This window comes from Mycobacterium rhizamassiliense, assembly GCF_900157375.1.
Lineage (GTDB): Bacteria > Actinomycetota > Actinomycetes > Mycobacteriales > Mycobacteriaceae > Mycobacterium > Mycobacterium rhizamassiliense.
The window spans coordinates 2166955-2179821 of record NZ_LT721901.1 but is presented as its reverse complement, the minus strand read 5'-3'; the positions used below and the strand labels follow the sequence as shown (position 1 = coordinate 2179821).

General features: G+C 66.5%; 13 protein-coding genes. 2 read left to right on the top strand and 11 right to left on the bottom strand.

The window, feature by feature from the left end:
- Positions 1-45: 45 nt before the first annotated feature.
- From MRAB57_RS10625 to MRAB57_RS10610, 4 genes are read right to left on the bottom strand one after another with little or no spacing between them, the layout of a single operon-like run.
- Positions 46-345, bottom strand: a complete 300-nt coding sequence (locus MRAB57_RS10625) for a hypothetical protein (RefSeq protein WP_077090530.1) — start codon at positions 343-345, stop codon at positions 46-48.
- Positions 346-397: 52 nt separating this feature from the next.
- On the bottom strand, positions 398-1456 hold the full coding sequence (dmpG, locus tag MRAB57_RS10620) for a 4-hydroxy-2-oxovalerate aldolase (RefSeq protein ID WP_077087527.1): 1059 nt from the start codon (positions 1454-1456) through the stop codon (positions 398-400).
- Positions 1453-2367 carry an acetaldehyde dehydrogenase (acetylating) gene (locus tag MRAB57_RS10615; protein WP_077087526.1) on the bottom strand — a complete coding sequence of 305 codons (915 nt, stop codon included), beginning with the start codon at positions 2365-2367 and terminating at the stop codon, positions 1453-1455. The genes dmpG and MRAB57_RS10615 overlap by 4 nt, the downstream gene beginning before the upstream one ends.
- A gap of 51 nt (positions 2368-2418) precedes the next feature.
- Positions 2419-3204, bottom strand: coding sequence for a 2-keto-4-pentenoate hydratase (locus tag MRAB57_RS10610; protein ID WP_077087525.1), 786 nt, complete (start codon positions 3202-3204; stop codon positions 2419-2421).
- A 72-nt stretch (positions 3205-3276) separates the two neighbouring features.
- On the opposite strand from MRAB57_RS10610, the gene kstD reads away from it, so the two are divergent.
- Positions 3277-4959, top strand: coding sequence for a 3-oxosteroid 1-dehydrogenase (kstD, locus tag MRAB57_RS10605; protein WP_077090529.1), 1683 nt, complete (start codon positions 3277-3279; stop codon positions 4957-4959).
- 1 nt (position 4960) lies between these two features.
- Complete coding sequence (locus MRAB57_RS10600) at positions 4961-5821, top strand: MaoC/PaaZ C-terminal domain-containing protein (RefSeq protein ID WP_077087524.1); 861 nt, start codon at positions 4961-4963, stop codon at positions 5819-5821.
- A 22-nt stretch (positions 5822-5843) separates the two neighbouring features.
- On the opposite strand, the gene MRAB57_RS10595 is transcribed toward MRAB57_RS10600, so the two are convergent.
- The 7 genes from MRAB57_RS10595 to MRAB57_RS10565 form a co-directional block, all read right to left on the bottom strand.
- Positions 5844-6722 (bottom strand): hypothetical protein, encoded by an 879-nt coding sequence (locus MRAB57_RS10595; RefSeq protein WP_077087523.1) that lies wholly within the window; start codon positions 6720-6722, stop codon positions 5844-5846.
- Positions 6723-6837: 115 nt separating this feature from the next.
- Entirely contained in the window at positions 6838-8007 is a 1170-nt protein-coding gene (locus MRAB57_RS10590) for a lipid-transfer protein (protein ID WP_077087522.1), read from the bottom strand.
- Positions 8007-8408 (bottom strand): MaoC family dehydratase, encoded by a 402-nt coding sequence (locus MRAB57_RS10585; protein ID WP_077087521.1) that lies wholly within the window; start codon positions 8406-8408, stop codon positions 8007-8009. Before MRAB57_RS10585 ends, MRAB57_RS10590 begins: the two co-directional genes overlap by 1 nt.
- A complete protein-coding gene (locus MRAB57_RS10580; RefSeq protein ID WP_077087520.1) occupies positions 8405-9367 on the bottom strand; it encodes a bifunctional MaoC family dehydratase N-terminal/OB-fold nucleic acid binding domain-containing protein in 963 nt (320 codons plus the stop codon). Before MRAB57_RS10580 ends, MRAB57_RS10585 begins: the two co-directional genes overlap by 4 nt.
- Complete coding sequence (fadE29, locus tag MRAB57_RS10575) at positions 9364-10527, bottom strand: acyl-CoA dehydrogenase FadE29 (RefSeq protein ID WP_077087519.1); 1164 nt, start codon at positions 10525-10527, stop codon at positions 9364-9366. The genes MRAB57_RS10580 and fadE29 overlap by 4 nt, the downstream gene beginning before the upstream one ends.
- Positions 10518-11531 carry an acyl-CoA dehydrogenase family protein gene (locus tag MRAB57_RS10570; RefSeq protein ID WP_077087518.1) on the bottom strand — a complete coding sequence of 338 codons (1014 nt, stop codon included), beginning with the start codon at positions 11529-11531 and terminating at the stop codon, positions 10518-10520. The genes fadE29 and MRAB57_RS10570 overlap by 10 nt, the downstream gene beginning before the upstream one ends.
- Positions 11531-12781 carry a cytochrome P450 gene (locus MRAB57_RS10565; RefSeq protein ID WP_077090528.1) on the bottom strand — a complete coding sequence of 417 codons (1251 nt, stop codon included), beginning with the start codon at positions 12779-12781 and terminating at the stop codon, positions 11531-11533. Before MRAB57_RS10565 ends, MRAB57_RS10570 begins: the two co-directional genes overlap by 1 nt.
- Between the last annotated feature and the right edge of the window lie 86 nt (positions 12782-12867).

The window sequence follows — 12867 nt, the reverse complement described above, 5'->3', positions numbered from 1 at the left end:
CATTCCCGCGTGTCGACCGCACCGTTCATAGACGAGGCCGGCTCACTAAGGCGCGCACTGCTGCGACAGGTCGATCAGGTGCTGCCGCACATCGGGATGCCGATTCAGGTAGTCGATGGCATTGAAGCCACCGCCCTCGGCCGCAGACTTGGCGGCCAGCGACTGCTTGACGTCGGGATGCCGCTGCAGGTACGAGTTGACGGAATCCCCCACGGTCTGATCGCAGGGAGCCGCGTTCGCCACGGGCAACGCGATCAACGTCGCGGCGGTTGCAGTCAGTAGCCCCCCGGCGAGCAGGCCGTACAGTCCGCGACGACGGACGTCGCCTGTATTGGATGTGCTCATGCGCGCCACGCTACCCGCGGCACCTATGCCCCGGCTGTGAGCGAAGGCGGCGTCAGCGCGCTGCGGCCGTGCCGCTTTCCCGCTCGCGCTTGATCTCCAGCGCGATGTCGATGAGCTGGTCTTCCTGGCCGCCGATCAGCTTGCGCTGGCCGGCGCGGTGCAACAGCTCGTGGGCCGGGACGCCGTAGCGCTCACCCTGGCGGACCGCGTGCTTGAGGAAGCTCGAGTACACGCCGGAGTAGCCCATGACCAGCGCGTTGCGGTCCAGCAGGCATTCGGCGGGCATGGCGGGACGCACCACGTCCTCGGCGGCGTCGGCGATGTCGAAGAAGTCGATGCCCGTCTTGACGCCGATCTTGTCGAATACTCCGATCAGCGCCTCGACCGGCGCGTTGCCCGCACCCGCACCGAAGCGCCGCACGCTGCCGTCGATCTGCTTGGCGCCCGCGCGGACCGCCTCCACCGAGTTGGCCACCCCGAGGCCGAGGTTTTCATGGCCGTGGAAGCCCACCTGGGCGTCGTCGCCGAGCTCGGCAACCAGTGCCTTCACTCGATCAGCGACGCCGTCGAGCACCAGGGCGCCGGCGGAGTCGACGACGTAGACGCACTGGCAGCCGGCATCGGCCATGATGCGGGCCTGCGCGGCCAGCTTCTCCGGGGGAATGGTGTGGGCCATCATCAGGAACCCGACGGTTTCCAGGCCCAGCTCGCGGGCCAGCCCGAAGTGCTGGATCGACACGTCGGCCTCGGTGCAATGCGTGGCAATCCGGCAGATCGACCCGCCATTGTCCTGCGCCTCTTTGATGTCTTCCTTGGTGCCCACGCCCGGCAGCATCAGGAATGCGATTTTGGCTACTTTCGCGGTTTCGGCCGCGAGCTTGATCAATTCCTGTTCGGGAGTTTTAGAGAAGCCGTAGTTGAAGGACGAGCCGCCCAATCCGTCGCCGTGCGTCACCTCGATCACCGGCACACCCGCCGCGTCGAGGGCCGAGACGATGGAGCCGACCTCGTCCTTGGTGAACTGGTGGCGTTTGTGGTGCGAACCGTCGCGCAGCGACGTGTCCGTCATGCGGACGTCCCACACGGGGTTGAAGAAGATGTCAGTGCTCATGCTTGCGCTCCTGTGACCGCGAGGGTTTCCTTGGCGATCTCTTCGCCGACCTTGGTGGCCGCCGCCGTCATGATGTCGAGGTTGCCGGCGTACGGCGGCAGGTAGTCGCCGGCGCCCTCCACCTCGACGAACGTGGTGACCAGGGCCTGGCCACCGGAGTGCATCGACGGTTCGTCGAACTGCGGCTCGTTGAGCAGCCGGTAGCCCGGCACATAGGTCTGCACCTCGGCGACCACATCCTTGATGGACTGGGCGATCGCGTCGTGGTCGGCGTCCTCGGGAATGGCGCAGAAGATGGTGTCGCGCATGATCATCGGCGGATCGGCGGGGTTCAGGATGATGATCGCCTTGCCGCGCTTTGCGCCACCGATGGTCTCGACGCCCCGGCTGGTGGTCTTGGTGAACTCGTCGATGTTGGCCCTGGTGCCCGGCCCCGCGGATAGCGATGCGACCGAGGCGACGATTTCGGCGTAGGGCACCTCGACCACCCGCGACACCGCGTACACGATGGGGATGGTCGCCTGCCCGCCGCAGGTGATCATGTTGACGTTCGGCGCGTCCAGGTGCTCGCGCAGGTTCGCCGGCGGGATCACCGCGGGGCCCACCGCGGCCGGCGTCAGGTCGATGGCCCGGATTCCGGCGGCCTCGTACTTCGGCGCGGCGTCGCGGTGCACGTAGGCGCTGGTCGCCTCGAAGACCAGGTCGGGCTTCTCGGACAGGCCCAGTAGCCAGTCGACGCCCTCGTGGGTGGTCTCCAGACCCAATTTGCGGGCCCGCGCCAGGCCTTCGCTTTCGGGGTCGATGCCGACCATCCAGCGCGGCTCCAGCCAGTCCGATCGCAGCAGTTTGTAGAGCAGGTCGGTGCTGATGTTTCCCGACCCGACAATGGCGACGCTTGCCTTCGACGGCATGATGCTCCTTTTTCGAAGCTTTAAATCGACTGATTCAAAACTAATCCGCGCTCATTCAAAGGACAAATGAACTGAACCGAGCCCGGTGAATTCGGCGACGAAGTCGTCCCCCGGGCGTGCATCTATCGCTCGCGTGCACGACCCGGGAAGAACGACGTCGCCTTTGCGCAGGCGCACCCCGAAGCTCTCGACCTTGCGGGCCAGCCAGGCCACGGCCGTCACCGGGTTGCCCAACACCGCATCGCTGCGGCCCTCCGCGATCACCTCGCCGTTGCGGGTCAGTACTGCGTCGATCGTCTTGACGTCGAGGTCGGCCGGTGACACGCGGGCCTTGCCCAGCACGTAGCCCGCCGAAGATGCGTTGTCGGCGATGGTGTCGCACAGGGCGATCTTCCAGTCGGTGATCCGGGTGTCGATCAATTCGATGGACGGCACCAGCGCCTCGGTGGCGGCCAGGACGTCGTCCTCGGTGCAGTCCGCGCCGGGCAGGTCTTCGGCCAGGATGAAGCCGACCTCGACCTCGACCCGCGGGTACAGGAAGCGTCCCGCCTGGACCGGGACGTCCTCGAAGACCTGCATTTCGTCCAGCAGATGCCCGTAGTCGGGCTCGTCGACACCCATCATCTGCTGCATCGCCTTGCTGGAAAGACCCACCTTGTGGCCCAGCACGCGGGCGCCCTCGGCGACCCGCTGGCGGATGTTGATCAGCTGAATCTCGTACGCGTCGACGACGTCGATGTCCGGATGAGCGGACGTCAGCGGGGCGATCGGCACGCGGCTGCGTTCAGCCTGAGCCAGGTCGGCAGCCAGCTCGTCGCGGGTCGCAACACTGAGCATTTACCGAAGTCCCCTCGTCCGTTTGACCGGGCCAGTAGCGCCCAGCCCGGGCAATTCTATAACGTGTTCTACATGACAGCGCAGGAGTATGACGTCGTCGTGGTCGGAAGCGGCGGGGCCGGGATGGTTGCTGCCCTTGCCGCCGCGCACCAAGGCCTCTCGACAGTAGTCATCGAAAAGGCGCCTCACTTCGGCGGCTCCACCGCGCGCTCGGGTGGCGGTGTGTGGATCCCGAACAACGAAGTCCTCAAGCGCGACGGGGTGAAGGACACCCCCGACGCGGCCCGCACCTACCTGCACGGCATCGTCGGCGACGTGGTCGAGCCGGAGCGCATCGACACCTATCTGCAACGCGGTCCCGAGATGCTCTCGTTCGTGCTGAAGAACACGCCGCTGAAGATGTGCTGGGTGCCGCGCTACTCCGACTACTACCCCGAAGCGCCGGGCGGCCGCGCGGGCGGCCGTTCGATCGAGCCCAAGCCGTTCAATGCCCGAAAGCTCGGCCCGGACGAAAACGGACTCGAACCTGCCTACGGCAAGGTGCCACTGAATGTGGTTGTGATGCAGCAGGACTACGTGCGACTGAACATGCTCAAGCGGCACCCGCGGGGAGTGCTGCGCAGCCTGAAGGTCGGCGGTCGCACCATGTGGGCGAAGGCGACGGGGAAGAACCTCGTCGGCATGGGACGGGCGCTGATCGCGCCGTTGCGCATCGGGCTGCAGCGCGCCGGCGTTCCTGTGCAGCTGAACACCGCGCTGACCGACCTGTACGTCGAGGACGGCGTGGTGCGGGGTGTGTATGTGCGCGCCACCGGTTCGGCGGAATCCGCCGAGCCGCAGCTGATCCGAGCGCGCCGCGGCGTGATCCTCGCCTCCGGCGGCTTCGAGCAGAACGAACAGATGCGGGTGAAGTACCAGCGCGCACCGATCACCACCGAGTGGACCGTCGGCGCCAAGGCGAACACCGGCGACGGGATCATCGCTGGCGAAAAGCTGGGCGCCGCACTCGATTTAATGGAAGACGCCTGGTGGGGCCCGACTGTGCCGCTGGTGGGTGCGCCGTGGTTCGCGCTGTCCGAGCGTAATTCGCCGGGGTCGATCATCGTCAACATGTCCGGCAAGCGGTTCATGAACGAGTCGATGCCCTACGTCGAAGCGTGCCACCACATGTACGGCGGCGAACACGGCCAGGGCCCCGGTCCGGGCGAGAACATTCCCGCGTGGCTGGTCTTCGACCAGCAGTACCGCGACCGCTACATCTTCGCGGGATTGCAGCCCGGGCAACGCATTCCGCGCAAGTGGATGGAATCCGGCGTCATCATCAAGGCCGACACGCTCGAAGAGCTGGCGCAGCAGGCCGGCCTGCCCGTCGCCGAGTTCACCGCGACGGTGGCCAGGTTCAACAACTTCGCCCGCGCTGGCGTCGACGATGACTACCACCGTGGTGAGAGCGCCTACGACAAGTACTACGGCGACCCCACCAACAAGCCCAATCCGAACCTCGGTGAGCTGACGCATGCGCCGTATTACGCCGCCAAGATGGTGCCCGGGGACCTGGGCACCAAGGGCGGCATCCGCACCGACGTCCACGGCCGTGCGCTGCGCGACGACGGCAGCATCATCGACGGCCTTTACGCCGCGGGTAACGTCAGCGCCCCGGTGATGGGACACACCTACCCCGGGCCGGGCGGCACCATTGGACCGGCGATGACCTTCGGGTACCTCGCCGCACTGCACCTCGCGGGAGAGAACTGACATGCCGATTGACGTCGACGTTGCGCTGGCCGCCGAGCTGGAGCCGATCGAATTCTCTTGGTCCAGTAGCGATATCCAGCTCTACCACCTAGGGCTGGGTGCGGGTAAGGATCCGATGGATCCTCGCGAGCTGCGCTACCTGGTCGACGACACCCCGCAGGTGCTGCCGACGTTCGGCAACGTCGCGGCCTCCTTCCACATGACCAAGCCGCCGACGGTGCAGTTTCCCGGCATCGACATCGAGCTGAGCAAGGTGCTGCACGCCAGCGAGCGGATCGAGGTGCCCGGGCCGCTGCCGCCGTCCGGTTCCGCCACTGCGGTCACCCGATTCACCGATATCTGGGACAAGGGCAAGGCCGCGGTGATCTGGAGCGAGACGACGGCCACCGCGCCGGACGGCACCGTGCTGTGGACGCAGCGGCGGTCGATCTTCGCCCGCGGCGAGGGCGGATTCGGCGGCGACCGCGGCCCGTCGTCGTCGGACGGGGCGCCGGACCGCGCTCCCGACTTGGAGCTCGAGGTGCCGATCTCGCCGCAGCAGGCGCTGCTGTATCGGCTCTGCGGCGATCGCAATCCATTGCACTCCGATCCCGAATTCGCCGCTGCCGCAGGCTTTCCACAGCCGATCCTGCATGGCCTGTGCACCTACGGCATGACCTGCAAGGCCATCACCGATGCGCTGCTCGACGGCGATGCTTCCGCGGTATCTGCCTATGGCGCGCGCTTTGCCGGGGTCGCTTTCCCGGGCGAGACGCTGCGCGTCAACGTCTGGAAAGAAGATGGCCGTTTCGTGGCCGGCGTCGTCGCACCCTCCCGCGACAACGCCGTCGTGCTGTCCGGCGTCGAACTGATCCCGGCGTAGGTCTTCCGTGCCGAGTGTCCGCCTAGCCGGGCTTTGGGGGCCCAGCGCCCGGCCAGCCGGGGCCTCGGCTGGCGCGCGCGGAGCGAACCCTGCGAACGATGTCGCCGGGACGATCGCCTGCGACCACCCGGACGAGGACCCAGCCACGACGCTCCAGTAGTTCGCGTCGGCGAATGTCCCAAGTGTATTGTCGTCGATCACTGCGATGCTGCTCGCCGTCGTACTCCACGGCGACCTTTACGTCGTTCCATCCCATATCCAAATATGCGAAGACACAACCGAACTCGTCGAGCACCTCTATCTGTGTCTGCGGCCGTGGCAGTCCGGCCTCAATCAGCACGACGCGAAGCCACGACTCTTTCGGCGATTGCGCCCCGGCATCAAACAGCTCCATCGCTCGGCGCGCCCCTGTGATGCCGCGACGGCCGGGATACCTGCGGGCCAGCAGTTCGACATCAGCCGCTTTGACCTCCGTCACCGCCGCCAGCGCGTCGATACCCGCCACGGCAGTGGTCGTCGGGTACCAGCAACCGAGGTCCAGAGCTGTCCTCGTCGGTGACGTAACCGCTACGCCGCCGATCATTTCGATTTCGTCCGCCTCGACAGTGTCCCTATGCAGCTGTATCCCCGCCGTCGCGCAATGGTGGTTGTCGTGGATCAGCTCCACAGCTCTTCTGTCGTCGACCCAGCTACTGGCGTGCAGCCCGGCCGCCGAGAACCCCGCGACCACACCCCGCCGTCCGGTCCATAACCACCCAGCCTTGGCCCGCACCGCGGCGGTGAGCTCGGCGTCGCGATCGATGTAGATGCCTCGAAACAACCGAATGTAGCGCGTTTCCAACTGACTCTTCGTCAGCAGTCCACACGCAATAGCTTCGGTCCCGACAAACGGCTCGCCCATCGCCGCAGCGTCGCATGCCGCACAGCACGCGTCACTTCAGCTGTCGAGTGCCCGGCTAGCCGGGCGTGGACCTTCGACGGCCCGGCTAGCCGGGCGCTCGGCGGAGGGGAGGCCGCTAGCCGAGGATTAGGCCCGACGTGGGGACGCCGGTGCCGGCGGTGACGACCACATGCTCGACGTCGGGCACCGGGTTGACGGAGGTGCCACGCAATTGCCTGACGCCTTCGGCGATGCCGTTCATGCCGTGGATGTAGGCCTCACCGAGCTGACCGCCGTGCGTGTTGATCGGTAGCCTACCGCCCACCTCGACCGCGCCGTTGGCGATGAAGTCCTTGGCCTCGCCGCGGGCGCAGAATCCCAACTCCTCCAACTGAATCAGAGTGAACGGGGTGAAGTGGTCGTAGAGAATCGCGGTCTGTATGTCGGCCGGCGACAGACCCGACTGTTGCCACAGCTGCTGACCGACCACGCCCATCTCGGGCAGACCGAGTTCGGGGCGGTAGTAGCTCACCATCGTGTACTGGTCGGGGCTCGCGCCCTGCGCCGCCGCCTCGATGACAGCCGGACGCTGCTTGAGGTCCCGCGCGCGCTCCACCGACGTCACGACGAGGGCGACCGCGCCGTCCGTCTCCTGGCAGCAGTCCAGCAGCCGCAGCGGCTCGGCGATCCACCGCGAATTCTGGTGTTCCTCAATGGTTATCGGCTTCTCGTAGAAGTAAGCCTTCGGATTCTTCGCCGCGTGCTTGCGGTCCGCCACCGAGATCGCACCGAAGTCGCGGCTGGTGGCGCCGGACCAGTGCATGTACCGCTGCGCGATCATGGCCACCTGCGCGGCCGGCGTGGAAAGCCCGTGCGGATACGAGAAGGAGTTGTCCGCGGCCGTCGAATCGGCCTGCACCCCAGCGTTTCCCACCAGGCGGGTCTGCACCTGACCAAAGCGCTGGCCGGACCTCTCGTTGAACGCGCGGTAGGCCACCACGACGTCCGCCAGTCCGGTCGCGACGGCCGCCGCGGCATGCGCGACTGTCCCGCATGCGGCACCGCCGCCGTACCCGGTCTGCGCGAAGAACTTCAGGTCGCCGATGCCGGCCGCGCGCGCCACCGCCGTCTCGTTGTTGCTGTCCATCGTGAAGGTCGTGAGGCCGTCGACGTCCGACGGCGAAAGGCCCGCGTCATCGAGCGCATCCAGAACCGCCTCGGCCGCCAGGCGCAGCTCGCTTCGGCCGGAGTTCTTCGAGAAGTCGGTGGCACCGATGCCGACGATGGCGGCCTTACCCGACAGCATTACGCGTCCCCAATCGTGAGTGTGGCGGTCGCGATGACGTGGTCACCAAGACTGTTGCGGCCGAACACCTTCACCGTGATCAACCTGTCCTGCACCGCGGTCACCTCACCGGAGAAGGTGATCGTGTCGTAGGCGTACCACGGCACGCCCAGCCGCAGCCCGATCGACTTGATCATCGCCGTCGGCCCGGCCCAGTCGGTCAGGAAGCGCTGCACCAGCCCGGTGTCGGTGAGGATGTTGACGAAGATGTCCTTGGATCCCTTGGCCTGTGCCAGATCCCGGTCGTGGTGCACGTCCTGGAAGTCGCGGGTGGCAATGGCCGTCGAGATGATGAAGGTGGGCGTGCCCTCGATCTTGAGCTCGGGCAGCGTTGTACCCACTTCGATGGCGGGTGCGCTCATGCTTGGGGCTCCCACGCGTACAGGGTCCATTCCGGGCCGGACTCACCGGCGGGAAAGTCGATATAGGTTGCACGAACCGGTATTCCGATCTTCACCGCGGCCGGGTCCACCCCCCGCAGCTCGCCCAGCATCCGGACGCCTTCCTCGAGTTCGACCAGGGCGATGACGAAGGGCAGCGTGCGCCCGGGGACCTTCGGCGCGTGGTGCACCACGAAGCTGTACACCGTGCCCATGCCACCGGCCACCACGTAGTCGATCGGCTGCTCTTTGTCCTGCCACACCGCCGGCACCGGCGGGTGCTGCAAGCTGCCGTCCGGCCGCCGCTGGATGCGCAGCTCGTGCGCCTTGACGCCTTCCCAGAAGAACGCGGTGTCGCGCGACACCGCGGGACGCATCATCGCGTCGGCGTCCAGATCCTGCGGGACGGAGCCGGTGTCGCCAGAATCCTCGCGCGGCTTGAATTTCAAGATGCGCCATGCCATCTCGGCGACATCCTCGTCGCCGACGCGCCAGCTGATGTGCTGGTTGATGAACCAGCCCTCACCGAGCGCGGTCTGCTTGGGGCCGACCACGTCACGCATCTCGGAGTGGACGGTCACCTTCTCGCCGGGACGCAGATACCGGTGATAGGTCTGCTCGCAGTTGGTGGCGACGACGCCCACATAACCTGCGCCGTCGAACAATTCCATGATGGGGCCCATCGGGTCGTCCGTCGGACGCTCGCCGCTGAGGCCGAACATCGTCCAGACCTGGATCATCGCCGGCGGCGCAACCAGTCCCGGATGACCGGCGGCCTTGGCCGCGGCCTCGTCCACATAGATCGGGTTGCGGTCGCCGAGCGCCTCGACCCAGTTGTTGATGATCGGCTGGTTCACCGGATCGCGGCCCACGCGGGGCGCGGCTACGACGGTGGACGTGATCTCTTCGATGGCCTTCTTGATGCTGTCCGTGTCGGTCATCGAGGTACCCGCGGCACCTTAAGGCCGGCCGCAGCGATCATTTCACGCATCACTTCGTTCACGCCTCCACCGAAGGTAATCACCAGGTTGCGCTTGGTCTGCGAGTCGAGCCAGTCGAGCAGCTCGGCGGTGTCCGACTCGGCCGGGTTGCCGTACTTGCCGACGATCTCCTCGGCGAGCCGCCCGATGCGCTGAATGCTCTCGGTGCCAAAGACTTTCGTCGAAGCGGCGTCGGCCACGTTGATCTCCTCGCCGGCGGCGGCGACCTGCCAGTTCAGCAGCTCGTTGATCCGCCACATCGAGTAGATCTCGCCGAGCACCCGCTTGACGTCCTGGTGATCGATCGGCGTGACGCCGTCGCCACCGGGCTTGGATGCCCAGGCGTGCAACCGGTCGTAGATGCCTGCGGTCCGGCCCGCCGGACCCAGCATGACCCGCTCGTTGTTGAGCTGGGTGGTGATCAGCCGCCAGCCGCCGTTCTCCTCGCCGACGAGCATGTCGGCGGGCACCCGCACGTCGTTGTAGTAAGTGGCGTTGGTGTGGTGGGCGCCGTCGGACAGAATGATCGGTGTCCAGGAGTAGCCGGGATCCTTGGTGTCGACGATCAGGATCGAAATACCCTTGTGCTTCACGGCTTCCGGGTCGGTGCGGCAGGCCAGCCAGATGTAGTCGGCGTCGTGGGCGCCGGTGGTGAACACCTTCTGGCCGTTGACGATGTACTCGTCGCCCTGGCGCACGGCGGTGGTCCGCAGCGACGCCAGGTCGGTGCCGGCCTCAGGCTCGGTGTAGCCGATCGCGAAGTGCACCTCACCGGCGAGGATCGCCGGCAGGAACTTCTTCTTCTGCGACTCGCTGCCGAACTGCTGCAGCACCGGGCCGACGGTCTGCAGCGTCACCGCCGGCAGCGGCACGTCGGCGCGCTGCGCCTCGTTGACGAAGATCGACTGCTCGATCGGCCCAAAGCCGTGGCCGCCGAACTCCTTTGGCCAGCCCACGCCGAGCTTGCCGTCGTGACCCATCCGGCGGATCACCGCGCGGTAGGCCTCGTTGTGGCGGTCGGACTCCATCGCCGTCGCCTCTTCGGGCGAAATCAGGTTCGAGAAGTATTCGCGTAGCTCCGCTTGCAGCTGACGCTGCTCCGGGGTCAGTTCTATGAACATTGCGCTCCCACCAGATCGAGACGATGAGAAGGCCCGCCCAGCAACCGGGACAGGTCCTTGATCGTGGAGTAGTACCGATGCATCGGGTAGGTGATGTCCATACCCATGCCGCCGTGCAGGTGATGGCAGATCTGCATCACCGGCGGGGCCTGCGAGGTGATCCAATACCCGAGCACGTCCAGGTCGTCGTCGGCGTCGCGGCCTTCGGACAGCCGCCACACCACCGACTTCGCTGCCAAATCGATGGTGCGCGAAGCGATGTAGACCTCGGCCAGCTGCGCGGCCACCGTCTGGAACGTCGACAGCGGCTTACCGAACTGCTTGCGCCCGGCCACGTAGTCGGCGGTCAGCCGCAGCGCCCCGGCCACCAGGCCGTCGGTGAACGCGCCGATCGCCGCCAGCGCCAGCTCGTTGACCCGGCGGGCGGTGGCGCCGTCGAGCACGTCGGCGTCGGCAACCGCGACCCCGGCGAACGTCACCGTGTATTCCTCCGAATGATTCGACGTCGGCGTCCGCACAACCTCCACACCGTCGGTCTTCGGCGACACCACGACAACCGCATTGTCCGCGGTCACGATGAGCCAGTCCGCCTGTTCGGCGTACGCCACACCGACTTTGGTGCCCGACAGCCGACCGTCGGCGAAGGTCGTCGCCGGCCGATCGGGCAGCGCCGCACCCGGTTCGTTGAGTGCCGCGCTCAGCACGCCGCCCTTGGCGACACCGGCCAGGAACCGGTCCTGCTGTTCGTCGGAGGCCAGATCGACCAGCGGCAGCACGCCGAAGCCCAGCGTCGCCAGCGCCGGGGTGATGGCACCGTGGCGGCCCACCTCGGTCAGCACCGTCGCGACCTCGGGCAGACCCACGCCGTCGCCGCCGAGCCGTTCCGGCACGGGCAGCGCCGTCACACCCCCGCCGACCAAAGCGTCCCAAGTCAATTCGCGTTCGGCCACAGACGTGACCACATCGGCGACGGCCTGCTGCGTCGCGGTGAGATCGAAGTCCATCAGGAGGCCACCGGGGAATTGCCGGTGTAGTCCACCTGCCAGTGCTTGATGCCGTTGAGCCAGCCCGACCGCAACCGCTCGGGCTCGCCGGCCGACTTGAGGTCCGGCATGTGATCGGCGACCGCGTTGAAGATGAGGTTGATGGTCATCCGGGCCAAGTTCGCGCCGATGCAATAGTGCGCACCGGTGCCGCCGAAGCCGACGTGCGGGTTGGGGTCGCGCAGGATGTTGAAGGCGTGTGGGTCCTCGAAGACCTCTTCGTCGAAGTTGGCCGACCGGTAGGACATCACCGTCCGCTGCCCCTTCTTGATCAACACGCCGCCCAACTCGATGTCCTCGTTGGCGGTGCGCTGGAACGCCGATACCGGGGTGGCCCACCGGATGATCTCGTCGGCCGCGGTCACCGGGCGCTCCTTCTTGAAGAGCTCCCACTGATCGGGGTTGTTCGCCATCGCGATCATGCCGTGGGTGATCGAGTTGCGGGTGGTCTCGTTGCCCGCCACCGCGAGCATCACCACGAAGAAGCCGAACTCGTCGTCAGAGAGCTTCTCGCCATCGATGTCGGCCTGGATGAGCGTCGTGACGATGTCGTCGGTGGGGTTCTGGTTCCGCTCGGTCGCCATGGCCATCGCGTACATGATCAGTTCCATCGACGACTGCGCGGGATCGACGGTCGCGTACTCGGGGTCGGTGCCACCGGTCATCTCGTTGGACCAGCGGAACAGCTTGTCGCGGTCCTCCTGGGGAACACCGAGCAGGCCGGCGATGGCCTGCAGGGGCAGCTCGCACGAGACCTGTTCGACGAAGTCGCCGCTACCCTCCGCCGCGGCAGTCTTCGCGATGTTCTCGGCACGCTGGGCGAGTTCGGCCTCCAGTCGACCGATGGCCCGGGGCGTGAACCCGCGGGAGATGATCTTGCGCAGCCGGGTGTGGTGCGGTGCGTCCATGTTGAGCATGACGCTGCGCTGCAGCTCGACCTGCTCGCGCTTCATCTCCGGTGGCCAGGTCGGGATGGCGCCGTTCTCCCAGCTGGAGAAGACGTCACTGCGGCGAGAGATCTCCTTGACGTCGGCGTGCTTGGTGACAATCCAGTAACCGTTGTCCTCGAAGCCACCCGAGCCGCCGGGGATGTCGACCCAGTGAATCGGTTCTGCCTTGCGCAGCTCGGCGAGCTCCGCGACGGGCAGCCCGGCCAGGTTGACGTCGGGGTCTAGGAAGTCGAAGTCTGCGGAAATGTTGGGGGGTGCCATGTGCATGCGCTCCTCAATTGCAACGTGTTCTAGTGCCAGTAAAACACGCCTCCTGCGCTGATAAAAGCCGCACGAGCATCCTCGCT